This window comes from Janthinobacterium sp. 78 (assembly GCF_003096775.1).
GTDB classification, from domain to species: domain Bacteria; phylum Pseudomonadota; class Gammaproteobacteria; order Burkholderiales; family Burkholderiaceae_D; genus Janthinobacterium; species Janthinobacterium tructae.
In genome coordinates this window covers 5492313-5518365 of record NZ_QENT01000001.1, presented here as the reverse complement: position 1 = coordinate 5518365, position 26053 = coordinate 5492313, and the positions used below count along the sequence as shown (strand labels likewise).

The 26053-nt window shown below is 57.9% G+C and carries 15 protein-coding genes; 13 read left to right on the top strand and 2 right to left on the bottom strand.

Annotation, left to right across the window (positions count from 1 at the left end; translation table 11 throughout):
* Positions 1-113: 113 nt before the first annotated feature.
* Entirely contained in the window at positions 114-1319 is a 1206-nt protein-coding gene (locus C8C92_RS24225; RefSeq protein ID WP_116745457.1) for a site-specific integrase, read from the bottom strand.
* 7 nt (positions 1320-1326) lie between these two features.
* On the bottom strand, positions 1327-1836 hold the full coding sequence (locus C8C92_RS24220) for a hypothetical protein (protein ID WP_133250825.1): 510 nt from the start codon (positions 1834-1836) through the stop codon (positions 1327-1329).
* A 129-nt stretch (positions 1837-1965) separates the two neighbouring features.
* Between C8C92_RS24220 and C8C92_RS24215 the strand changes: the two genes are divergently transcribed.
* From C8C92_RS24215 to C8C92_RS24155, 13 genes are all read left to right on the top strand, one after another.
* Positions 1966-2196 (top strand): helix-turn-helix domain-containing protein, encoded by a 231-nt coding sequence (locus C8C92_RS24215; RefSeq protein WP_116745455.1) that lies wholly within the window; start codon positions 1966-1968, stop codon positions 2194-2196.
* A gap of 230 nt (positions 2197-2426) precedes the next feature.
* Positions 2427-2699, top strand: a complete 273-nt coding sequence (locus C8C92_RS24210; RefSeq protein WP_116745454.1) for a hypothetical protein — start codon at positions 2427-2429, stop codon at positions 2697-2699.
* A gap of 303 nt (positions 2700-3002) precedes the next feature.
* Positions 3003-4031 (top strand): toprim domain-containing protein, encoded by a 1029-nt coding sequence (locus tag C8C92_RS24205; RefSeq protein WP_243420435.1) that lies wholly within the window; start codon positions 3003-3005, stop codon positions 4029-4031.
* Between the two features lie 390 nt (positions 4032-4421).
* Positions 4422-4733, top strand: coding sequence for a hypothetical protein (locus tag C8C92_RS24200; protein ID WP_133250824.1), 312 nt, complete (start codon positions 4422-4424; stop codon positions 4731-4733).
* A gap of 1 nt (position 4734) precedes the next feature.
* Positions 4735-6234, top strand: a complete 1500-nt coding sequence (locus C8C92_RS24195; protein WP_116745451.1) for a DEAD/DEAH box helicase family protein — start codon at positions 4735-4737, stop codon at positions 6232-6234.
* A complete protein-coding gene (locus tag C8C92_RS24190; RefSeq protein ID WP_116745450.1) occupies positions 6231-7091 on the top strand; it encodes a hypothetical protein in 861 nt (286 codons plus the stop codon). The genes C8C92_RS24195 and C8C92_RS24190 overlap by 4 nt, the downstream gene beginning before the upstream one ends.
* Positions 7092-8025: 934 nt before the next feature.
* Entirely contained in the window at positions 8026-8334 is a 309-nt protein-coding gene (locus tag C8C92_RS24185; protein ID WP_116745449.1) for a hypothetical protein, read from the top strand.
* Positions 8335-8374: 40 nt separating this feature from the next.
* A complete protein-coding gene (locus C8C92_RS28020; RefSeq protein ID WP_116745448.1) occupies positions 8375-8587 on the top strand; it encodes a DUF2280 domain-containing protein in 213 nt (70 codons plus the stop codon).
* A 137-nt stretch (positions 8588-8724) separates the two neighbouring features.
* Positions 8725-11640, top strand: coding sequence for a DEAD/DEAH box helicase (locus C8C92_RS24175; protein WP_116745447.1), 2916 nt, complete (start codon positions 8725-8727; stop codon positions 11638-11640).
* A 15-nt stretch (positions 11641-11655) separates the two neighbouring features.
* Positions 11656-16692 (top strand): class I SAM-dependent DNA methyltransferase, encoded by a 5037-nt coding sequence (locus C8C92_RS24170; RefSeq protein ID WP_116745446.1) that lies wholly within the window; start codon positions 11656-11658, stop codon positions 16690-16692.
* Positions 16689-17459, top strand: a complete 771-nt coding sequence (locus tag C8C92_RS24165) for a hypothetical protein (RefSeq protein ID WP_207781043.1) — start codon at positions 16689-16691, stop codon at positions 17457-17459. Before C8C92_RS24170 ends, C8C92_RS24165 begins: the two co-directional genes overlap by 4 nt.
* 56 nt (positions 17460-17515) lie before the next feature.
* Positions 17516-23899, top strand: coding sequence for a DEAD/DEAH box helicase (locus tag C8C92_RS24160; protein WP_116745445.1), 6384 nt, complete (start codon positions 17516-17518; stop codon positions 23897-23899).
* A 9-nt stretch (positions 23900-23908) separates the two neighbouring features.
* Positions 23909-25999 carry a UvrD-helicase domain-containing protein gene (locus C8C92_RS24155; RefSeq protein WP_116745444.1) on the top strand — a complete coding sequence of 697 codons (2091 nt, stop codon included), beginning with the start codon at positions 23909-23911 and terminating at the stop codon, positions 25997-25999.
* The last annotated feature ends 54 nt before the right edge of the window (positions 26000-26053 follow it).

Genomic DNA, 26053 nt, shown 5'->3' with positions numbered 1-26053 from the left:
AATTTCGCTTTAGATTCAACCTCTTACGGAGGAAGTTGGATCGGTCTACCAAGATCGATCCAATGCTTCGTGTAATTCCTGTGTAATCCTGCCGGGAGAAATACAGTTCAATGCTAGTGCAGGCGCTTTTCCAGTTTGTCCATAGCAGCGTTGACATGCTCATCGTTCAGATGCACATACCGTTCGACCATTGCCATCGTCTTGTGTCCGCTGATCCTTTTAATGGTGGACAAATCCACGCCTGCTTGGACCAGATGGCTGATCGTTGTGTGCCGTAAGGTATGGCGTAGCACTTCGCGCGGGTCGAGTTCGGCGGCGATGACAGCTTTGATGAACGGTGTTCGGATGTCGACCGCATGCCCTGATCGTGACGAGGCGGATGGAAAGAGCCATGGTTGTAGCGGGGAAGTCGCAGCCATGTGCATATCCAGAAAATTCGCTAGATACGCTGTGATTGGCTGGTCGCGCGGGCCTGCCTTTGCATTCGGTATGTGAATCAATCGTTGTGCAATATTGATGTTCTCTTTCCGGATCGATAGTATTTCCATCGTTCGCATCGAAGTATCAAGGGCGACGACGATGTATGGATAAAGGTGGCGGCTATCTGATTCCTTCGCGCATCCGATCAGCCGTTTCACTTGTTCGACGGTCAGGTAGACTAAGCGCCCCTTTCCCTCGGGGAGACGCGTGATCCTAGGGCCGCGCTTTTCGATCCAGCCCCATTCGACAGCTTTGTTCAAAAGATGTGACAGCGCGGCCAGTTCCCGGTTGATAGTCCCAGGAGTGCACTTGCCAGCATTGTCGCGCGCGATTGCTCCATTCTGCCTGGCCTTAGTGCTGACCCGATCTCCCCCGCGCAACGAAGTCTGCTGCAAACGGAGCTGCTTGTACTGATCCACATCCGAGCCGGTGATTTGCGAGATCGGCTTCGCGCCAAAATATGGTACAAGGTGCAGCCGCAGTCGTGACGCTTTCATTTTCATGTCTTTGCCACCTTCGACCGACAGCCTGGCAAGGTACGCAAGGACGGCGTCGCGAAACGAAAGCGAAACCTTGCGGCCTTTGGGCAAACTCAGGCGATCATGTTTTGCATCGGTGCGCAACTTGGCTATGAAGTCTTCGACCTGCGTGCGTGTTGTCCCATCCGACTCCCTTCCCACCACCCTGTGGATACGTCGTCCGTCCACCATTACATTGACCGAAAAGAGGCCGTCTCCGCTGCACTCACGCTTGAACGTGACGCCGTGCTCGGAAATGGTGGTGTCGGCGGTCAGCTTGCGCATGGCTGGACGAGTGAGTTTGCTAAAGTTCTTTGCCATAGTGTTGTCATCCTGTCTCTAGGTTAGTCTCATCACTGTCGGTGCATTTGCTTTTGTTGGTAAGCCTATCTATACGGGAAAGACCGTCGGCGTCGACCAATGCCTCCCAATTTTTTCTCATCGATTCCATAAGCGCCATAAACTCCCCAACACCTCCCATGGTTCGGCTAAAAGAGATACCGGTTATCTGACTCTCTTCAAATTCTTTCCATCGAACTTGTTCTTCGTGAGTAAGCAGGTGCGGGTGTCGGCGTGCGAGTTTCGCAAACCTGTCTAGCGCATTTACGTCCCAAAGGTTTTCTGCCTCGTCTGCCACCGTGCGCGCCCCATCAACATTTAGAACCTGCGTGTTGAGCGCCATCTCTATTGACCACTCGATGAAACTGGACAGGGTGCGTCGCTGAGCGCGGGCCGCTACCTCGGCCAAATATCTAAGTCTAGGATCCAATCGGACCGTTACAGTTTCTGACCGAGACAGCTTTCCACCGCCGGATTTAGAGCTTTTCGTCGTTCTCATGTATGTCCTTTGCGTCCAATGTTCTGTGAAATTCCCAATTTTCATTATATATGCAAATTTGTGCTCTAATACAGCACATGTATTGATATAGTTATCGTTTTCCACCTCTTTGTAAAAAGGATTCTCCCGATGAGCATTTCAAGCCCTTCAATTACTGTACTTGCAGATGGCCGGATGAGCCGCAAGGATGCTGCTCTGTACCTCGGACTGGCTGCCAAAACCTTGGCGATGTACGCGACCAAAGGAAGTGGGCCGAGTTTCGTCAAAGGTGGCCGGATTTGGTACCGGCAGGACGATCTTGATGCGTGGCTGTCTGATTTGAAGGCAAAGAGCACGGCACAGGCACGTTTGAAGCCTTAATCGTATCAGGTCCCCTAAACAGGAATATCCGATCGGAAAGCCGATGTTCGCGTCGGCGACAGTTTGCATCGACGCTATTCGGACATAGTGTCGCAAGAATAAACGTTGCTTTGCCTCGCGGTCTTGGCTGTGCACCCTATATTCATTTTGATGCGCTGACGTCAGCACCGCCGCATGCACTTCCATCACCGTTAATTTCCTCACCACATGAGAAAGTAGGCCACATCGTCATGAAATATTACACAGTGAAAAACTGGAAAGAATTTCAGCACTACACCAAGCGTAATCCGCCGTGGATCAAACTTCACCGCGCCATGATGGATGACTACCACTTCTGTTCGTTGCCGGATGCCGCGAAAGGCCATCTAATTCTGCTTTGGCTGTGTGCCAGTCAAAACGGTGGTCTCGTACCCGCTGACCTACCGTTCCTGGAGCGCAAACTCTCCATTACCGATTTGGATTTACAAATTTTCGTCCAGCGCGGTTTTCTTATAGAAACCTGATGCTCGCGGCGAACACATCAACCTACCAATCTGTCCATGCACGCCGCTAGCTTCTCGCTAGCGTCTGGTATGGCAGCCAGAAGACTGCGCTTGCGGCTTGGCTGAGTCTGAGAAGAGAAGAGTAGAGGAGAAAAAGCAGTACCCCGGAAATTCGCCTAGCCAAGGGGATGGCATTGAAACCGACCCCGGTCTGCAGGGATTTCGCATAGTAGTTGCGGTGCGGTTTAAGCAAATTCTTGGCAGGGGATGGGGGCTTACGAGGGTCGAACGACATCCAAGCGGAATGCAGAGGAAAACGTTTTGATGGCAGCAACGGCACGTGTTGCTTTTCAGCGAACACATGGGAGTGGTGCCCACGAGAATAATAGTGCGGTGACGATGAATGTTGATGAGATAGAACTGATAAAAAGAGGGAGTCAAAGCATGCAATTGAAAAAACCTTCAACGGCAAGCATAGCAAAAGGGCGCTGGCTGCATATCCTGCCCGCCTTGGGTATTGACCCGAAATATCTGACTAAGCGACATGGGCCATGCCCGATGTGTCATGGGAAGGATCGGTATCGTTTCGATGACTTAGATGGACGGGGCACTTGGATCTGCACGGGGTGCGGTTCGGGAGATGGCTTCTCGTTGTTGAAAAAAATGTTTGGTTGGACGTTTGCGGAAGCAGCAAGGCAGGTAGATCAAGTCGCCGACACATTTCAGTCTGGCACTATTGTTCAAGAGCGCACTGATGAGCAGAAAATCGCCGCGCTCCGCCGAATTTGGGAATCGAGCGTGAAAGTCACTTACGGCGATCCAGCTTGGCTGTACCTCAACCGCCGTACAGGCATCGAAACAGTACCCGACGATATCAGGTTCCATCCCGCGATGTCACATACGGAAGGTGGAGTGTATCCGGTCATGCTTGCGTTGTTAAGCTACCCGGACGCTACGATCGTGTCGCTGCATCGAACATATCTGACCGATGGCGGATACAAGGCGCCCGTCAGCGACGTCAAGAAATTTTTGCCAGGGCGCTTACTTAATACTGCAGCAGTGAGAACTGGACCAGTTGCGCAGCGCCTTGGTATTGGCGAAGGCATTGAATCGGCCCTCGCCGCGCAACATCGATTTGGGTGCACGGTTTGGGCTGCCACCAACGCAGGTTTGTTGGCGACCTGGGTGCCGCCGTCAGGGGTGAAGGAAGTGCTAATTGCGGGCGATAACGACGCCAGCTTTGCCGGTCAAGCGGCTGCGTACACACTGGCGCAGCGTCTTGTGCGGGATGGCTTCGCGGTAGAGCTTCAAATCCCCTCTGTGACCGGGACCGACTGGGCCGATGAGCATTGACGCGACCGTCCATGCCTAGCGGAGAACGATTGAACTCCTGATGAAAACGAAAGCATCCTTCCCTGTTAGACCTTTCGGCGAATTTGAACTCATTAACAGGTGAGGCGCTTATCCAGCACTTCCTTTGCGCTCCATTACGCTGGCATGCCATTTATCAATTCTCAAAGCTGTAACCGCAAATGGCAGCCAATGCCAATGTGCGATTTTTTGTAAATACACGGAGGGCAATATATGAATGATTTCGAAGCTAGCGCAACGAACGGTGCCTCGATGCATAATGATACGGGGCAAAAGGTCTTCACAAGTGTCGCCGCCGAGGCCGTTTTCGTGCCTATGATGGCGGCATCAAGGGGGCTGAGCGCTCCAGATGCAGTGCCACCTGCAGCGTGTATGACCTCAGACATGTTGGACGAGCTGGTCACGCTGCGCGAGGAAAACGCCGCCCTGCGCGAGGAACTGGACGATGTGAAGGCCAGCTTCGCCGAGACGCTGGCTGACAACGAGAACATGGGCCGAGTGATCGACGCCGCCGACCAACTGAAGGCGGCGATGGACGAGGCCAAGCGCTTGCGTGCCGTGGCCGACAGCGCCGAGCGCATGCTGCGGGCCAAGTCGGGCGAGGTCGCCGAGGCGATCCGTACCGCGAAATACTGGAAGAATCGCGCCGAGAAGGCCGAGAAACTGTACAACGCGGCGGTCTGATATGCGCGTCACCTACGCCAGCGCGCGTTTCCCCGAGCCGCGCCCGTTCCAGAAGACCGCCCGCGAGCTGCTGCGCGCCGGCTTCGTCGCCGGCCACCGCTGCCAGATGGTGATGAGCCCGACCGGCTCGGGAAAGACCATCCTGGCGATGTTTTTGATCCATGAGGCGCTGCTGCGCGACAAGCGGGTGATCTTCGTGGCCGACCGCCGCACCCTGATTAGCCAGACTTCCGAGGTGGCCGACTCTCTCGGCTTGATCCAGCATAGCGTGATGATGGCCGATTCCTGGCGCTATGCCCCCGAGCTGCCGTTCCAGATCGCCAGCGCACAGACTCTGGCCATGCGCGACTGGCCGGACGCCGACCTTGTCATCATCGACGAGGCGCATACGCAGATGAAGGTCTGGACCGAGCATATCCAGACTTGCCGAGGCGCGGTGATTGGCCTGTCGGCGACGCCGTTTTCGCCCGGTCTGGGCAAGTTGTTTTCCAACCTGGTCAATGCCACCACGATGGCCGAGCTGACCGCCTCGGGTGTGCTGGTACCAATGCGTGTGATGTCGTGTACTAAGGTTAACATGACCGGCGCGGCCACCGCCGGTGGCGAGTGGACCGACCAAGCCGCCTCCCAGCGCGGCATGGAGATTATCGGCAACGTAGTGCATGAATGGGTGACGCTGGCCGAGAACCGCAAGACTATCGTGTTCGGCGCCACAATCGCGCACTGCGAGGCAATGTGCGCGGAATTTACCGGCAACGGCGTGATGGCGGCCTGTTTCACGGCTGAAACGGGCGACGCCACGCGCGCCGCCCTACTTAAGGAATTCCGCCTGCCCAATTCGATGCTGCGCGTGCTGATCTCGGTCGAGGCGTTGGCCAAGGGTTTCGATGTGCCGGACGTGGCCTGCGTGTGCGACGTGCGCCCGCTGCGCAAGTCCTTGTCGACGGCGATCCAGATGTGGGGGCGTGGCCTGCGCGCTTCGCCATCTACCGGCAAGACCGATTTGTTGCTGCTTGACTTCTCAGGCAACATCGTGCGCTTTTCCGAGGACTTTGAGGTGATCTATCACAGCGGTCTATCTTCGCTCGACATGGGCGAAAAACTCGACAAGGTGGTTCGCAAGGACGATGATGAGGGTGAGGAGCCGAGCGGTTGCCCGAATTGTCAGTTTAAGCCATTCATGAAGCGCTGCATGTCGTGCGGCTTCGAGATCGTCAAGCGCAACCTACTCGAACATGAAGCTGGCCAGATGGTCGAGTTCAAAGTCGGCCAAGTCAACGTCGGCGACATGGCCAGCGTTTGGGCACAGTGCGTTTCGTTGATTCGCACTGAAGGCAATGTTGAGACAGCACCGCAGCGCGCAGCACACCTGTTCAAGAGCATCACCGGCTCATATCCGCGTAACCTCCCCGACTACAATCAGGTCGAGAGCGTCACCGTCACGCGCGGCGTGATGAACAAGCACAAAGCGAACAAGATCGCCTACAGGAGGGCGGCATGACGTTTGCCGACTTCGCCGGCCTGTATGGGCTGATGCTGCCGGACCTGTACCCGAGTGAACGGGTACGCCGCTGCCCGACTGAGCAGCATCCGCGTACCAAGGACGGCGCCTACTTTTGGGATGGTCGCCGGGGCTGGGTGTCGGACTGGTCGAACGGCGCCGAGATTTACTGGTATGACAACCCGGATACGAAGGGTTTCACCGCCGAAGACAAGCGCGCCTGGGCCGAGCGCAAGAGCGCTCAGGAGCGCCGCCAAGCCGAGGTTCACCGCCAGGCCAGCATCAACGCCGCCGCCATGCTGCGCGCGTGCAAACCGTGCGAACACGTGTACCTGCGCAGCAAGCAGCTGCCCGATGTGCTGGGCTTGGTCAACGACGAGCGCGAGCTGATCGTGCCGATGCGTACCGTGGACACGAACCAGCTGGTCGGTGCGCAGGTGATCCGCTGGCTGATGGAAGAACGCGCATGGCAGAAAAAGATGATTTACGGTACCCGCGCCAAGGGGGCGGTGTTCCGCTTGGGGAACCCCCGTGCGCTTGAAAGCTGGCTGGTCGAGGGCTACGCCACCGGCTTGACGCTGGAACTGGCGCTGCGCCAGCTGAACCAGCAGGCGCAGGTATTGATCTGCTTTTCGGCCAGCAACCTTGTCCACGTCGCCGCCCAAGTAAAGGGGCGGAAGTTCGCCTTCGCCGACAATGACAAGAGTGGCACTGGCGAGCGCGCCGCGCAGCAGGCCGGTCTGCTGCACTGCATGAGCGAGATTGAAGGCGAGGACGCGAACGATCTGTATGCGCGCGCTGGCCTGATGGCGGTGTGCGCTCTGATCATGTCCACCCGCAGCCGGGCACCGGCGTGAGCTGAGCAGTTCTTGATCGGCGAACTAGACGGATCGGAAGCGACGCACCCCAGGCTTGGTTACGATAGCAATGTTGGCCATGACCCATTGACTCACCGTGACGAACTGAAAGTACTTTCCTGGCAGAAAACTATTGGCTCATCAATGAATGAAGCTCCGCACCCTTAGGGCTTGACCTCAGAACGCCGCGCCCGACAAGCGGCGGCGATCCATGGTTGGCGACCCTGAGGCAGCGCGACTGGCCCAACGACATTTCTCGGCAAGTCGATTGCGAGTCGTAACGCCGACCGCCCCGAATTAGTCAGGTGTCAACTGAAAGTAATCACAACCGATCTGAAACGTATCAAACACTGGGTGAAAATCGTGGCCACACGGCATGAACGATAAAGGGCTCAAGCGGGGATGAATAGGCTGGTACGCAGCAAGGTACGCACCCCTACGCGCGCGCAGCAGCAACAGCCGATACCTCCATTACTGAGTCATCCGGTGGCCTTTTCCCGACTTACTCGCCGCGCACGGCGAAGACCATGCCGGTGCGCTCTCTAACTGGTTCGTATATTGGTTCGCACCCTCTATCGGCCCTTTCAGAGCCAGTGTTCGCACCCTTGTTCGCAGGCCCTACGCGCGTGCGCGCGAAGTGTGCGGCACGGTAGTCAGACGAGGTAGTCAGGATGCCTCACTATCCACGGTTGCGGAGGAGTCCCCACCTGGCCGAATTTGTTGGTCGTCGAATACCGTTATCCCGGCAGTAAGTGGCCATGGCCATTTTTCGCCGGCGCGTCATCCTAGCACTGCACTTCTCAATCCGCAGAGCCATCAGCACGGTTCATTTCGAGGCTAGGATTACACTTTGGCCGTGTGTAACGGTCACCACAGCTCGGCTGTCTCGGCGCCACGGCGCGGTTTCGGGCCTTGCTACTTAAATGGAGATGATATGCAGAACGACTTACAACTGACACATGCTGCTTTGCTATGGCATACCGCGCATGAACGTCGGATGTCTATCGGCACTGAGAAACGACGTCTCGATAAGGAAATTAAGGCTGAGGGTAACGGTTGCCTTTTCTCGCCGCTGTACCAGCAGCAGCTCAACATAGGGCGGCAACTCACCAAAGCCAAGCGCAAAGAGCTGGCGGCGCTGCGCCTGCTGGCCAAGGCGTGTGCTAAACAGCGCGGACATTTCGACCTGGCCGATATCATCGACCTGGATGGTGCCATAACCCTGCTGCCTGGTGCTGAATGAGCGCCGTGCCGCTTTACCTTGACGGCTTTAGATTAAATCGATGGCGACTCTGCCCACTTCCGTAAAACTGCATATCGTCACTGTGCTGGCGTGCTTCGATTCGCCCGCCCAGGTGGACAGATCCGTTAAAGAGCGGTATCCGCAGCGTTGTAATCCAGATTGGACCATTGACAGGTCAGACAGTTCGGCAAAGATGAAGATCAGCACTAATCAATATTTAAATTATGCAATGCCCATATTTGGTAGCATTTGATGCTGTTTTTGATTGGTAATCATGCTATGGTGCAATCAAAATGAGACTTGCTGCCGCGGAATAGATTGCCTGTACGCAGCGGCACGCAGCCAGGTAAATTTGAATGCCGAAACAACGAATTAAGTAAAGAAAACTGAATGAATTTACACGCACCGGGTTCGCGCGTCGTCATCCGCGATGAAGAATGGCTGCTACGTCGGGTCGACCCTTCAAATGATGGTGGACAGCTTCTCACATGCGACGGCATTTCCGATCTGGTCCGGGGACGTTCTGCGCTGTTTTTGACTGAACTGGAAGGCCCGATCGAAATCCTTGATCCGGCCAGCACGCAACTGGTGGTCGATACCAGTCGTACATACAACGCGTCCTTGCTCTACCTCGAAAGCCAGCGCCGCCGCAGCACTCCCAATGACGCGGAGATACACCTCGGCCATCGTGGTGTGATGAATCTGGTGCCGTATCAGCTCGACCCTGCCTTGCAGGCGCTGCGCCAGCCGCGTTCCCGCATCCTGATTGCGGACGCCGTGGGCTTGGGCAAGACGTTGGAAGCGGGCATCCTCGCCACCGAGCTGATTCAGCGCGGGCGCGGCAAGCGCATCTTAGTGGTGACGCAAAAAAGCATGCTGACCCAGTTTCAGAAAGAGTGGTGGAGTCGTTTTTCGATTCCGTTGGTCAGGCTCGATTCGGTCGGGCTGGCGCGCGTGCGTAACCGCATCCCAGCCAACCATAATCCGTTTAATCACTTTGACCGCAGCATTATTTCGATCGACACGCTCAAGAGCAATCTTGAATACCGCAATTATCTGGAAAATGCGTGGTGGGACATCATCGTCATCGACGAATGCCACAACGTCGCGGCCAGGGCAGGCGAGCAGGGCGTTTCCCGCCGCGCCAAGCTGGCGCGCATGCTGGCCACGCGCTCCGATACGCTGATGCTGCTGTCGGCAACTCCGCACGATGGTTCGGCGCGCAGTTTTGCTTCCCTGATGAGTCTGCTGGACCCGACCGCGATCAGTGACCCCGACGACTACACTCCCGACGACTTCCGCCACAAGGGCCTGGTGGTGCGCCGCTTCAAGAAGGACATCAAGGATCAGGTATCGAGCCAATTCCAGGAGCGCACCACTACCTGCTTGCGTCAGCATGCGAGCGTGCAGGAAGAGGCGGCTTACCGAGCCTTGCTGGAAATTCCATTCACACAGGGCGGCCAGCACCGCGCCGGTCTGCAGCAAGAGTTGCAGCGGGTGGGCATGCAAAAGGGCTTATTTTCAAGCCCAGCAGCGGCTCTCAAGGCAACAGAAATTCGTATCGCCTTGCTGTGCAATAAGGCATCAGCCAGCGCCGACGAACATGCGGAAATCGATGGCTTGACGGTTTTTGCCGAAACCCTGCGCGCCATCACGCCCGCTGCTTTCAGTAAGTACCAGCGCTTCGCCAAACAACTCAAGGACCCCATCTTCGGCTGGACCGCCAGCGATGGCGCCGACCGCATCGTCATTTTTTCAGAGCGCATTGAAACGTTGAACTGGCTGTCGATGCAGATGACATCCGATTTCGGCCTGAAGCCCAAGCAGCTCGCCGTGCTGCACGGCCAGATGACCGATACTGAACAGCAAGACTTGGTCGATCGCTTCGGACGCCTTGACGACCCGATCCGGGTATTGCTCTGTTCCGACGTGGCGTCTGAAGGCCTGAACCTGCATTATTTTTGCCACCGCCTGGTGCACTTTGATTTGCCTTGGTCGCTGATGGTCTTCCAGCAGCGTAATGGCCGTGTGGATCGCTATGGACAGGCATTCCAGCCTCAAATCGTTTATCTTTTCACAGAAACCGACGTTGAAAAAATACGTGGGGATCTGCGCATTCTTGAAATTTTGGAAAGAAAAGACGAACAGGCCAATGTGAACCTAGGCGACCCGGCCTCTTTTCTGAACGTCTATGATCCCGACAAGGAAGCCGATAAGGTGTCAGGATTCATGGCCAAGGGCCTGAGCCCCGAACAGGTCGAAATCACGCTAGATACGGAGCAACAGTCGGACTCCGAAAACGGAGGCGACTGGCTGCTGAAATTGTTTGGTGGAATCGACGCAACTGAAGGGGGCGGCGACAGTGCAGCTCCGGTTACGCCCAATAGCCTAGCTTCCATTGTCGCACCGGTTTCGTTGTTTACCGGCGAGTATCACTTCGCCAAGACCGCGCTTACGCAGCTTTGCTTGCCTAATCCGATCGTACAATGGAGCTATGAAGACGCTGCGCAAACCATCGCAATCACGGCGCCGCTAGACTTGCAAGAGCGTTTGCGGCAACTCCCACGCGAAGTGCAGGCTTCAAATGACCAGTATGTGCTATGCGCCAGTAGCGATCGCATGGCGCAAGCCATCGAGCAAGCCCGCCAAGCCAAGGCCGAAGACGACACATGGCCTCAGCTGCATTATCTCTGGCCGCAACACCCTATCGTCGAGTGGCTAGGGGATAGGGTGCTGACGGCTTTCGGGCGCCACAGCGCGCCCGTGCTGCAAAGCCCGAAGCTGGCCACCGGCGAGAAGGCTTTCATCTTAATGAGCCTGGTACCCAACCGCAAAGGCCAACCGCTGTTGGCAGAGTGGCAGGTCGCGTGCCGCAGCGGTGCCACCGGTAGCTTCAGGCTGGAATCGTTCGACAACTTCATCGCTCGCGCCGGATTGCAAGCTGGCACGCTCGCCAATTCGAACAAGACGTTGCCGATGGAGGAGTTGCAATTGGCGCTCCCGGGTGCAGTAAATGCGATGCAAGCGCACATGACCGAGCTGCAGCGCGCTTTTGCCGCCGAAATGAAAACGCGGCTGGAAGGCACGCTGGCCGACCTCGAGCGGCTGCAGTCCAAGCAGGTGGTGCAGCTGACGCTTCAATTCGAACGCGTGATCGAAGGCGTGGCGCGCTCGCGCTTCGAACAGCGAACCCGGCAGATCAACCGCGTTTTCGACGATTACCGGCTATGGGTAGCAGACACGCTGACTACCGAACCGCAGCCTTACATCCAGGTACTTGCCGCCGTATGCGGCCCAGTCCAATAAGAACGAAAGATATTCATGGCAGTCTCTGGTGCGCCCATCCTGGCAGTTCAAACTTTTGCTGGCATTGCCAACGAAAACGAGTTTTACAGCCACCATTACCTGGCCGAGGTGTTCAAGGGCGATATCAAGTCCCGCCTCGACGCGTGGCTGGCGGCTGAAGAGCTGGATGCCAGTCAAAAGGCACCGTTCAAGCAATTGGGTGCGTGGTCCGGCCGCTGGTTCGCGCTGCGCAACGCGTTTGCAAAGCAGCGCGGCGAGGCAGAGCAGCTTGCCATTTTCATGCAATTGCAGCAAGGCTTGCTGCAAGCGCTGGGCTACGAACTGCAGCCGATCCAGGTGGAATTACAGGCCGGCTCGCCGCTGCCCGCCTGGGTGGTGTTGGGCGAAGCGCACAAGCCGCCGCAGTTGATCATCGTGCCAGCATACAACCCCGGCCAGGAAGACGACGACGTCCTCGACCAGCAACTGTCCGAATACCAGTATGCGGCGTTGCCTGTGCCAGGCACTCGACCGCCCGCGCTCAAGGGCGAAACCATGGCTGATATCGCGTCAGATGCTTTGTTCGGCGCGGATGCGCCGCCACGCTACGTGATTCTGGCCGGCCTCAATGAATGGGTGCTACTGGACCGGTTCAAGTGGCCCAGCAACCGGGCGCTGCGCTTCGACTGGAACGAGATCATCGACCGCAAGGATGGCGCCACGCTCCAAGCTGCGGCCGCATTGCTGCACCACGACAGTCTGGCACCCGGCGCCGGGCCCAGCCTGCTTGATGCGCTCGATGAAAACGCGCACAAGCACGCCTTCGGGGTCAGCGAAGACCTGAAGTACGCGCTGCGTTCAGCGATCGAAGCGCTGGGAAATGAAGCCGCCAGCCAGTTGCGCCGGCAGGCCAGCGACCAGAAAAAAGGATTCTTTTCCGGCAAAGACCAGCTCGACGAATCCGACCTGAGTCTGGAATGCCTGCGCATGGTGTACCGTCTGCTATTCATGTTTTACATCGAAGCCAGACCCGAACTGGGTTACGTGCCCATCCTGAAAAGCGAGGTCTACCTGAAGGGCTACAGCCTGGAATCGCTGCGCGACCTGGAACTTAGACCGCTTAATACTCCGCATGCCAGGGAAGGCAGCTATTTCGATGCAACGCTGCGCCGGCTGTTCTCGCTGGTCGCCAATGGCTGCGGCCTGGACGGTCAATTGCACCTGGCAACGGCCAGCATGAAGGAAGGCTTTGTGCTGGCCCCGCTGGACAGCCGCCTGTTCGATCCGGCCGCCACGCCATTGCTGAACAAGGTCCAGTTTCCGAACAGCGTGTGGCAGCAAGTGATACGCCTGATGTCGCTGTCCGGTGCCAAAGGCAAACGCAAGGGCAGGGTTAGCTACCAGTTGCTGTCGATCAACCAACTGGGCGCCGTGTACGAAGCCTTGTTGGCGTACCGGGGTTTTTTTGCCAATGACGATCTATACGAAGTGCAGCCGGAACCCAAGAAAACCGCTGCTTCTTCGGACGACGACGATGAGGATGGCGACGGCGAGGCCTCCGGCAGCAGCAGCGGCAGTGACATGCTCGACAATGCCTGGTTTGTGCCCGCCAGCCGGATTGGCGACTACAAGCCATCTGAAAAAGTGCACGACATCGACGCCGCCGGCCACCGCAAGCTGCGCTTTTACGCCAAGGGCACTTTCATTTACCGCCTGGCAGGGCGCGATCGCGAAAAATCTGCCAGTTATTACACGCCGCAGGTGCTGACTCGCTGCCTGGTCAAGTACGCACTGAATGAACTGCTTGTCGATAAAACTGCCGACGACGTCCTGCATTTGAACGTCTGCGAACCGGCGATGGGCAGCGCGGCCTTCCTGAACGAGGTCGTCAACCAGCTATCGGAAGCTTACCTCGAACGTAAGCAGGCCGAACTGGGTCGGCGGATTGCACACGACGACTATCCGCGCGAGCTTCAGCGCGTGCGAATGGTGCTGGCAGATCGCAACATGTACGGCGTCGACCTGAACCCGGTCGCCGTCGAACTGGCCGAAGTGTCGCTATGGCTGAACGCGATCTACGGACAGGCGGAGCAGGATGACGATGGCAATCCGCTGGCCCCGCGCCCGGCGCACGTTCCATGGTTCGGCTACCAGCTGTTCGCCGGCAACAGCCTGATCGGCGCCCGGCGCGAGGTGTTCCGCTCCAGCAGCCTGAAGGCGAAGGCGAAGCCCGCATGGTACGAGGAGGCGCCGCGCCGCGTCAACGTCCAACAGCCCGATCGCGCCGCAGATGAAATCTATCATTTCCTGCTGCCGGACCCGGGTATGGCGAATTACACCGACAAGGTGGTCAAGGTGCTGTACAAGGACGATTTCGACCGGATAAAAATTTGGCGAAAAGAGTTCATGCGCCCGCTGGAACCGCATGAGCTGAGCCGCCTGCAGCAATTGAGCGCCCGGATCGACGAGCTGTGGGCCGAGCATGCACAGTGGATGGCGCGCGACCGCGCGCTGACCGAGGATGCGCTGACGGTCTGGCCCGCTCCTGAGAGCGATGCGCCCAACATCGCGCGCGCGCAAAAGGAAGACATACGCCGGCGCGGATTGCTTAATGAAGACTCAGACCTGGCCACGCCATTCCGGCGCCTGAAGCTGGTGATGGATTACTGGTGCGCGCTGTGGTTCTGGCCGATCCAAGGCAGCGCCACCTTGCCCAGCCGCGAGGAATGGTGGATGGAAGTGGGCGCTGTGCTAGAAGGCAACATCGTCGACTTGACGCCGCAGGTGCGAATGGATTTCTCTACGCCGCCAGAGGTGATCGTGCCACCGGTTCGGCAGGCTCTGTTGGTGCCTTTGGTGCAGCCCGCGTTCGAAGGTTTTGAAAACCAATTGTCGCTCGTTATCAATCAGGAGCCAGCTAGCTTGCTCGACAAGTTTGGCCAGCTGCGTATCAGCAAGCTGCGCACCGCCTTCGCCCGCATCTCGCTGGTGGAAGGCATCGCCGGCCAGCGTCGCTTCATGCACTGGGAATTGTGCTTTGCCGATGTCTTCGCCAGCCGGGGCGGCTTCGACCTGGTGCTGGGCAATCCGCCGTGGCTGAAGGTGGAATGGAACGAGTCCGGCATCCTCGGCGAAAGGAACCCGCTGTTTGCGATCCGCAAGGTCAGTGCATCGGACCTGGGAACCTTGCGCGCCGATGCCTTTGCCAGTTTTCCCGGCTTGCAAGCTGCGTGGACCGGCGAACTGGAAGAAGCCGAGGGGATGCTGAGTTTTCTGAACGCGGTGCAGAATTACCCGCTGCTGAAGGGCGTGCAGACGAATCTGTACAAGTGCTTCATGCCGCTGGGCTGGCGGCTGGCAGGAACGCGCGGCGTGACGGCGCTGCTGCATCCGGAAGGGCCGTACGACGATCCGAAGGGCGGCGCGCTCAGGGAATCGGTGTATGCGCGGCTGCGGGCGCATTTCCAGTTTCAGAATCAGGAAATGCTGTTTCCTATCGGGGATCGGGTCAAATACAGCATCAACATCTACGGGCCTGAGAAAGGCGCCCCGCGTTTCGACCAGATTGCAAACCTGTTTACTCCGACCACGGTCGATGCCTGTTATCAGCATGACGGAACGGGTTTGCCTGATGGCATAAAAAACGATAACGGTCAGTGGAATACCGTCGGCCACCGCGACCGCATAGTGCGTGTCGATGATGCGGCGCTGGCCGTCTTTTCGCAGCTCTACGATGCACCTGGGACGCCGCCGCGCAGAGCGCGCCTTCCTGCTCTGCATGCAGGTATGCTGAACAGCGTGCTTGGCAAGCTTGCCGCCTGGCCGCGCCGCCTCGGCGACCTAGGTGACGGTTACATGTCGAGTGAGATGTGGCACGAAACCATGCAACAAAAGGATGGCACCATTGCCAGACGTGCTATCGGCGACAACGGCTTCGTCGCCGACCCGGCTGGCTGGGTGCTTTCCGGCCCGCACTTCTTCCTGGCCAATCCTTACAACAAGACTCCACGCATTATTTGCAGCGAAAAGGGACACTACGACGCGATCGACCTCGAAACGCTGCCTGAAGATTACCTGCCGCGAACGAATTACCGACCGATGGCCGAATATGCGCGCCGCACGCCGAAAGTCGGGTGGGTCGAATCCGGCGAAGCTGGCGCAAAATTGGTGACTGACTACTATCGATACATGCACCGGCGACGCATCAGCATCAGCATGGAACGGACATTGATTGCTACTCTGGTGCCGCCGGGTCCCACGCACGTAAATACTGTTTTGTCGCTGACGTTCCGCGATCCACAAAAATTGATTTCGCTACTTGGATTATCGCATTCGACGGTTATGGATGCCTTCATTAAATCGACAGGCCAAGGCGATCTCTATGAATCAACGCTGGCTCGGTTGCCATATGTTCAAGTAATTGACATGACTGTAAGAACGCTCGTCCTCAATTGCCTGACCAGCCATTATGCCCCGCTGTGGGAAGAAGTCTATGACATCGCATTCACCGATCAGGGCTGGAGCCAGCCCGGCAATCCGCGCCTGAAGCAGGATTTCTTCGCAAACCTAACCAGCGACTGGACGCGCGATTGCGCGCTTCGCTCCGACTATGAGCGCCGCATAGCGCTGGTCGAAATTGACGTGTTAGTGGCTCAGGCGCTGGGTCTGACTCTAGATGAATTGCAGCTGATTTACCGCGTGCAATTCCCGGTAATGCAGGGCTACGAGCGCGACACCTGGTACGACATCGATGGACGTATCGTCTTCACGGTCAGCAAGGGGCTGGTCGGTGTCGGTTTGCCTAGAAATGCCGCGCGCAGTGACAAGCCGCTGACGCTGGTCTTCCCCGACGGAAAACGAAGGAAAGACACGCTTGGCTGGAGCGACATCAAGGCGCTGATGGATGCCGGCCAGCTGCCGGATGGCACGCGCATTGAACGCCAAGTCATCGACGACACGTTGCCTGGCGGTCCGACCGAGCGCACGCGGACTTACACGGCGCCCTTTGCGCTGGCTAGCCGCGAAGACGATTACAGGACCGCGTGGGCATTTTTCGAGGAGCAAGCCACATGAGCAATGGCATGTATGACCAGGTGTGGACGCCCAAGGTGACGGTTCCGGTGCGCCGGGTCGGAAAAAACTGGGAGTTCTTTTATGGAGGAGACGTGCCGGTGTGCGATGGCGCGATCGGCGACCTTATCATCGATGCTTCAGAGATCACGGATGAGAGTTTCCTTGCAATAGTCAGCGCAGAGACGGTGGCAAAAATATTCAATCAGGGCACTCGGTTACTGGTCGCGCTGAGCGACCAAAGCGCCGGGCGGGCGCGCGTGGGCAATTTGCCTTGGCCGGATGTTCCGTTTGAAAACGTACCGATGGGCACCACTAGGTTCGAATATGTCTTGATTGGCCCGCCAAGGCCGTCTAGTTCGCGCCAGCAGGAATTGATCGCGAAAGAATTTGAAGGCGGATTGTGGCTGCGGCTGAAAGGATTGGAGCGCTCGGAATTGGAGTGCAGTACGGTCATCTTGCCTGAGGGGCTGCCTGAAACCAGCGCGGTCAGTCTCAATCATGCATTCACGCTGCTGTCACAACTCTATGAACAGCACCGTATCTCACACACCGGTAATGTATACAGTCGGATCTTTTATCAGGAAGATAACGGTAGATGGTATCCATTGGCCCATCTGCGTGAAGGGGTGCGCGTGCGTGCCGAGAGGGGCGTGATTTCGTCGATTTGGGGCCAGATCGAAAAAAAGCTGGGCTGGTGTCGATTGCCGGCAGAGCCAAAGCAGACTCTGGGGCGGGGGCGATCACGTAAGAGTAATCAAGGTGATTAACCAGCTATCCAGTCCCATTTGGTACCAGAAATTAAAAATTCAATAAATAAAAACTCATGCTTCCATCCCTTTTAGTCCGCGATATCCAGACTGGTATCAAGCAATTTCTTGTGACCGGGTTCGAACCTTCGGACGATTTTTTCCATGGCTTGATGCAGCGATTCGTCGACAAGGAAGGCGACTGGATGAAGGGGCCTTTTTTGCAGATCGGCTTGCCATTCCGGCATGGCGCTAGTGGCAAGACCTTCTTCGGCGATTTCGAGACGCAGAATTCGGGTTACACGCATCAGGAATCGGCGTGGAAGCGGCTTGCCAGTGACCAGGGTGCGGCAAATACGCTGGTGGCCACCGGCACCGGCAGCGGCAAGACTGAGTGTTTCCTTTATCCTGTGCTAGATCACTGCCTGCGGGCAGTCAAGCTGGGCGAGCAAGGTGTGCTGGGAATCAAGACGCTGGTGATTTATCCGATGAATGCGCTGGCCACTGACCAGGCGCGGCGCTTCGCCGAGGTGATCGCCGCCACGCCAGCCTTCGCCGGGCTGCGGGTTGGCCTATTTGTCGGGGGACGCATCGGCAGCCCGGGCTCGGGCACGGTGATGACCGCCACCGGTGTCATCACCGACCGCGACACGCTACGCAAGAACCCGCCGGACATTCTGCTAACCAATTACAAGATGCTCGATTACCTGTTGCTGCGCCCGAAGGACCGGAAACTGTGGGTGCATAACACGGCGACGACGCTGCGTTATGTCGTCGTCGATGAATTGCATACCTTCGATGGCGCACAGGGAACGGATCTAGCGCTGCTGCTGCGCCGGCTTCGCGCCAGGTTGAAGGTTCCCGACGGGCATTTGATCTGCGTCGGGACGTCAGCGACGCTGGGAGCAGCGGCGGGTGCAGGGGGGGAATCGGCCAGTGCGCCGCTCCGCGAATATGCGCGCCAAGTGTTCGGTGCGCCATTTCCCGAGGATGCGGTGATCACTGAAGACCGCTTGTCGGTCGCGGAATTCCTGGGCGACGGCACCATCGACCACTTTTTCGAAGCCCCGGCGGATATTGCGGAGCGCCTCGACCCGAGCCGCTACATGAACCAGCAACAGGCGGTCGCCGCATGGTTCGTGCTGTTTTTTCCAGAGCTTCCCGCGCCGATCTCGCCGGTTATCGTCGATGACCCCGCCTGGCGCGTTGCGCTGGGTTTTGGCTTGAAAAAACACCTGCTGTTTGTGAACTTGCTCAAGCTGATGAAGGGTGGGGTGGTCGATTTCGCCGAGTTGCAACAACAGATGCAAGGTCCGTTGCGCGCTAGTGTACGCCCCCATATCCGGGCGGTGCTAGATGCCCTCCTTGTGCTGGTGGCTTGGTCCAGGGCGCCCGGCAACGGCAACTGGCCATTGGTCACGCTGCGAGTGCAGGTATGGATGCGGGAACTGCGACGCATGGTCGCTAAAGTGGACGCGGTGCCGGAATCGGTGGACTTGCGCGCTTCGGTTGACCTGAAATCCAGTCCGGGCGGGCTGTACCTGCCCCTGATCCAGTGCAGCGAGTGTCACACGACAGGATGGTTGTCGCGCCTGCCCCAGGGCAGCAACAAGTTGTCCAGCAAGCTCGATGAAATCTACAACACCTGGTTTGCCGCACGGCCCGAGGCCGTGCGCTTGTATCCTGGCAAGGATATCAGGCAACCCCAGGTCGAAGGCGTGCGTCAGCAGTTGTGCACCTCGTGCGGCAATGTGCAGGGCTCCGGGGACCAGTGCCACGCCTGCGGCCACAATGAGCTGGTGACAGTGTTCCGGAGCACAGCCACTCGCAGCAGCGTGCGCGGGCAACTGGCATCAACGTGGCATGACAATACGTGTCCAGCTTGCGGCGGCCGCGACCGCCAGATCTTGCTGGGTGCACGCGCCGCCACACTAGGTTCGCAAGTGGTCGAGCATAGCTGGGCGAGTCCGTTCAACGACGACAAAAAGTTGATCGCTTTTTCAGACTCGGTGCAGGATGCGGCCCACCGCGCCGGCTTCTTTGCCGCCCGCACATACGCCAACACGATCCGCACGGCGTTGGCCAGGGCGATCGATGAATTGGCGACACCTTGCGTGACATGGTCGGATTTCCTGGCAGGGTTGATCGAACTGACCGGCAAGGAGGGTTCGTCCCTTTGCATGAACCGCGAAACATTGGTGGCCGAATTCATCGGACCGAACATGACTTGGCAGCGCGATTGGCATGAAGAGATGGTGGGCAAGGGCGCGCTGCCGGCCAACAGCCGCTTGCCAGATCGGGTGCGCAAGCGCTTGGGCTGGCAAGCGGTGTCGGAATTTACTTATCTGAGCCATCGCGGCCGCAATCTGGAACGGGTCGGCAAAGCATCGCTGGCCCCGCCCATCGCCACCATCGAAGCCTGCGCCGCGCAATTGACGCCTGTGTTGCGAGAACAGTTCGGCGCTCATGGCCTGGACGAGGCGCTCGTTACCCAATGGTTATGGGGATTTTTGGCGCACTTGCGCCGTAGGGGCGCCGTGTTTCATGCGGAATTAGGCAACTTTGCCAGCGACGGCAATCTGTTCGGCTTTCTTCGGGGGCGTAACGAATGGATGCCGTCTATCGGGAGCTGGACGCCCAAACCCGTCTTTCTGACGCTGGGCCAGCACAAGGAGTTCGACAAGCTCACTGGTCGGCAACAGACCTGGTTCGACCTTTGGGCTGCGGCGACGCTGGGCCGGCAAATGCTGCTGGGCGCCGGCCAAGCCGAAGCAATGTACCTCGAAGCGATAAAGCAGCTGGAGTCGCACGGCTTGCTGGTGCGTACCGTCAGCACGCAGGGCAGCAGCATTGCCCTCGACCCTAACCGCCTGACCTTGTACTCCAGCGTTGCGACGCTGGTGTCGGACCGGGGGCGGCGACGCTTGACCGTGCCCAAGGACGCGGTCGCAGCACTGCTCGGCATGCCTTGCCTGGATGCGATGCAGGAATCCTACGACGACGAGGAGGCCGCCGGCGGCTGGCTGGCCGAGCGCTTCAGCCACGGCGATTTGCGGCGCGTGGTGTCGGCCGAACACACCGGCTTGCTGGAGCGCAGCGAACGCGAAGCGCTGGAAATTCGCTTTAAGTCGAAGTCGCCCCAGCCTTGGTTCGAAAACCTGTTGTCGGCTACGCCGACGCTGGAAATGGGTGTTGACATTGGTGACCTGTCCTCGGTCTTGCTTTGCTCTGTGCCACCGAACCAGGCCAGCTACCTGCAGCGCATAGGTCGGGCCGGCCGACGCGATGGCAATGCGGTGACGACTACGCTGGCCGATGGCGCGAGTCCGCACGATCTGTATTTTTTCGCGGAGACGCAGGAAATGATCGCTGGCGAAGTGACGCCACCCGGTGTATTCCTGAAGGCGGCCGAGGTACTTCGGCGCCAGCTGTTTGCATTCTGTCTCGATGACTGGGTGGATACGACGACCAGTCTGACTGCGTTGCCTGACAAGACCTCGGTCGCCCTGGATGCGGTGGAGAAGGCCAACAGCGAGAGGTTTCCCTATACTTACACATCTCACGTGCTGAAGAACGAGCCTCGCCTGCTGCAGGCGTTTGTCGCCTTGCTGGGCGCTGACATCGATGACAGCGTGACCGACAGACTGACGCAATTTATCCAGGGCACCGGAGATAGCGACGGTTTGCGCATGCGGCTGATGAAGCTGCTCGAAGAGCAGATGGAGGAGCGCAAGCAGCACAAGAGGCGGGCCGAGAAGATCAAGGCCCAGGTCGCTGTCATCAAGCAAAAACCACAGGACGAGTCCACCATAGCGGAAGTCGATCAGCTTACACGCGAGCGCGACAATGTGCTGGAATTGATCAAGGAAATCAACCAGCGCGAACTATTGAATACGCTGACCGACGCAGGGTTGTTGCCCAACTATGCGTTCCCGGAAGCCGGCATCGAACTAAAATCGGTGCTGTGGCGTAAAAAATCGACCGACGATCAAGGCGAGAGGGCTTATGTTGCCTTGCCGGCCATCAAATACGAGCGGCCCGCCAATTCGGCGCTGTCGGAATTCGCGCCGGAAAATCGGTTTTATGCCAATCAGCGGCGGGTCGAAGTCGATCAGATCAACATGGGGCTGGCCAAGCTGGAATGGTGGCGTTTGTGCCCTTCGTGCCATCACATGGAAAACCTTGAAATCCACGCGGACGCTCATGACACTTGCCCAAATTGTGAAGAAGTAATGTGGTCTGATCAGGCGCAGCGCCGGCAGTTGCTGCGTTTTCGCCAGGCGATCGCGAACAGCGACGACACCAAGGTACGCATCGACGACAGCGCGGAAGATCGTGAACCAAAGTTTTACGTGCGCCAACTGTTGGCCGACTTCATCCCAGGGGACATCAAAGAAGCGTGGAGCCTGAAAGCCGCTGACTTGCCATTTGGCTTCGAATTTATCGCAAAAGTAAATTTCCGCGACATCAATTTCGGCGAGTTGAGCAAACCTGGTGACGCCTTCAAGGTGGCGGACCAGGAAACGACGCGCCCCGGATTCAAGCTGTGCCGTCATTGCGGCAAGGTGCAAACAGCCCCGCGCAACCACGCCACAGGGCCGGTTCAGCAACATGCGTTCGATTGCGAAAAGCGAGACCTGGACGCGCCCGAAAGCATCATCGATTGCCTGTACCTGTATCGTGAATTCAATTCCGAGGCGCTGCGCATCCTCGTGCCTTACACCCGTACCGGCATGGATGAAGAAGTGATTCAATCCTTCATGGCCGCGTTGCAGCTGGGCTTGAAGAAACGTTTTGGTGGCAAGGTGGATCATCTGCGCCTGATGCTGCAGGACGAGCCCGGCCGCGATGGCGGGCCGCGTCGCCAGTACGTGGTGCTGTATGACTCGGTACCGGGTGGCACCGGCTATCTCCATCAGTTGCTGGCTCAGGATGCAGGGACCCTGGCCGATGTGTTGCGATTGGCGCTTGCCGCAATCGTCGGCTGTGGCTGCAATGCCGATCCTGAAAAGGATGGCTGTTACCGCTGCCTTTACCAGTACCGTCTGGGTCGCAAGATGGACCTTGTCTCGCGCGACCGGGCAAAAGACGTACTGACTGAACTGGTGGGGGCGTTGGATCAGTTGGTGAAGGTACCGACGATCTCGGATATTTTCATCAACCCGCATTTTGATTCGGCGCTGGAGGCGCGATTCATCGAAAGCCTGCGTCGCCTCGGGGGTGTCAATGGCTTGCCGCTGGTCAAGCTAGTGCAGGAAATCGTGAATGGCAAATCGGGCTTCTTGCTGGAAGTAGGTGAGCGGCGCTATTGGGTGGAGCCGCAGCATGACGTTGGCCCCGACGACGGGGTGGCAGTCGCCAGCCGACCTGATTTCATTCTCTGGCCTGCGCAAGAGAAATCATCACGACGGGCGATCGCCGTCTTTTGCGACGGATGGGCTTATCACAAGAACTCGATGCGGGAGGATGCCAGGAAGCGCAGCGCGCTGGTGGCGAGCCGGAAGTTCTGGGTCTGGTCTGTGACCCATGACGATGTGAAGGCCGCGCTGGCAGGGGACACCGCAACGGACCTGGAATCTCCGTTGACCGCGTTGAACCGGCACGACGGTGCTAATGCGCCCGCCAGCCTTCCCCGTGCGGAAAACCAGGCTTTTGCACGCAATGCGGTGGCCCAGTTGCTGGGCTGGCTCGCTTGCGATGCCGGCGAACAGGCTGACCCAGTTATCGCCCAGCTGCAACGCAACAGCGCATGGGCGACATTTTTGATGGTTGCGATGCCAGGCAGCCCGGCCTTTGATGCCGTGAAGGCGCAACTGGCAGCGTTGCAAACACAGTTGCCTGAGTGGATGCATGGCGTGCCAACATCGCACGTTGCCGCGAGCAGCCGGGACGATGCCCATCCAGCAGTGAAGTTCTGGTGGCCCGCCGCATTGGCAAGTGGCGCGATGGCGCAGGGGCTGACGCCGGGCCTGTTGATCCTTGACGATGACGATGACACCCCAGACGCTGAGCAACACCAGCGCTGGCGGCGCTGGCTGGCCTTGTTCAATACGATGCAGACCCTGCCTGGTTTCCTGATGGCGACGCGGCAAGGAATTGCTGCTGGCGATTGCGCGTTGTTGGCGCCCGCTGTTCTTTCATCGCCTTCCGGCAATAATCAGGGCTCCGCGCTTGCCGCCGCCTGGGTCTATGCGCTGGAGATGGCGGTTGGGACGGTTAAGGATGGCCTGTTGATGCTGGCAAAGGATCACTTTGATGTGCCCGAGGTTGGTTATGAACATGTCGACCCGCGCGGGCAAGTGGTGGCCGAGGCGGAACTGGCTTGGCCTGCTAAAAAGCTGGTTGTCGTGCTCGATGCACAGCATGAATACGATGCTGTGTGGGTTGATGCAGGATGGACATCTGTTTCGGCCCAGGGTGACTGGGTTCTTGCCGTAAAAGCACATTTGATGCACCAATAAAAGGAAATCATGAGCATGAAACCCAAGGTTGCACTGTCCCAGGACTTTTTGATGAATCTGGCAAAATTACCTTCCTCGGTGCACAGCAAGGTGCTGAAGTGGGCCATCAGATTCCAAGCGGACCCTACGTCTACCGGTATCAACTACGAGAAAATTAACGGAGCAAAAGACAATAATCTCAGATCAGTTCGCATAGACCAGGACTGGCGAGGGATTGTGTTCAAGCCCGACAAGGGCGACGTTTACGTGTTGCTGTATGTCGACCACCACGACGACGCATACCGCTGGGCAGAAAACAGAAAATTAGCGATCAACCCTGTGACCGGCGCGATGCAGATGGTAGTGCTGGAGGAAGTGATTGAACAACAGATCAAGCAACTGATCGTTCCGGTCGAGCCCGGCCATCCTGAGAGCATAGCGCCCGCGCTCGCACTGTTTTCCGGATTGACAGACCGGGAACTGATGAGCCTAGGCGTCCCGGAGGAAAGCATCGCACGGGTCAAGGCGATCTGCTCTGAAGCCGAGCTTGACCAAATCCAACCATTTTTACCTGTCGAAGCCTATGAGGGACTGTTCTTGCTAGCGGCCGGAGATACCGTAAACCAGGTGATCGGAGCGCGTGAGACCCGGATCGACCAGGTCGTCGATACCAGCGACTTCTTGAGTTCCTTAGGCACACCAGAATCCCAGGCGCGCTTCGTTGTCGTCGACAGCGATGCTGCACTGACGGCGATTATGAATGCACCATTGGCGCAGTGGCGGGTATTTTTGCACCCGACGCAGCGCAAACTGGCTGCCGGCGACCGCAGCGGGCCGGTGCGGATTCTTGGTGGGGCCGGGACCGGCAAGACGGTGCTGGCGATGCACAGGGCCAAATGGCTGGCGGAGAATCGTACGCCGGATGGCAAGAAGGTTTTGTTCACGACGTTCACTCGAAACCTGGCGTTCGATATTGAAGAAAATCTGAATTCCCTGTGTTCGCCAGCGACGATGAAGAAAATCGAAGTGCGCAACCTCGATTCGTGGGTGCACGGGTTTTTGCGTTCGCAAAGCTACGAGCACACGATCGTGTATGACCGGCGCAAGGACGCAGAAGATGCTTGGCAACGGGCGCTTGCAGTCAAGGATGGAGCGATCGGTATGACGGATGAGTTTTACGGGGAGGAGCTTGACCAAATCATTCTTGCTCAGGGAGTGGGCACAAAAGACGAGTACCGCGCCGCTCGTCGCACTGGTCGCGGCGTCGTCCTCAGTCGCAGCAAGCGCGATGCGATTTGGCCGGTGTTTGAAGAGTACCGTGCCCAACTGGCAAGTCGTAAGCTCAAGGAAGTCGATGATGCTTACAAGGACGCCGCGCTGCTGCTGGCCAATTCATCGGTGGAAAGTGTCTACAGTGCCATCGTAGTCGATGAAACACAGGATTTCGGCCCGCAGGCACTGCGGCTGATCCGCGCGATGGTGCCGGCAGCGCCTAACGACCTTTGTTTCGTAGGCGATGGTCACCAGCGAATTTATAGCCGTAATCGTGCAGCGATGAGCCGATGCGGCATTGACATCAGGGGCCGCTCGAAAAAACTTTATCTCAATTACCGAACGACCGAGCAAATCCGCCTCCAGGCGGTGGCGCTACTGCAAGGCTGTGAAGTCGATGACCTCGACGATGGGCAAGATGAATCCGTACGTTACAAGTCGCTGTCCAACGGCGCCGTCCCTACTGTTGTTACCGAGGTCGGACTCGAATCGGCGCTGGACAGCGCCCAAAAAATTGTCCTCGGCTGGGCGCAGGGGGCTGACGAAGAGCATCCGGTGACCACCTGCGTCATTGCGGCCAGCCGCGCCGTGCGCGACCGCGCTGCGAAACTGTTCGCCGACAGGGGCATGAAGACGCACGTGATCGAGGTCAGCAAGAAGGATATTTCAGATCCCGCAGTCGTGCGTTTTTCAACGATGCACAGGGCAAAAGGGCTGGAGTTCGACCAAGTGCTGGTGCTGGTGCCAGCGGCCTATCTGGAGGCGCCTGCTGATACGGTCAACGAGAGAAAGCTGCTGTATGTCGCCATCACCCGAGCCAAGCGGGCGGCTGGGCTGGTTGTCTATTGAGTTGCAGCGGCAGCAATCTGAGCAAGAAGTCAAGCTCATAGACAGACGCAATAT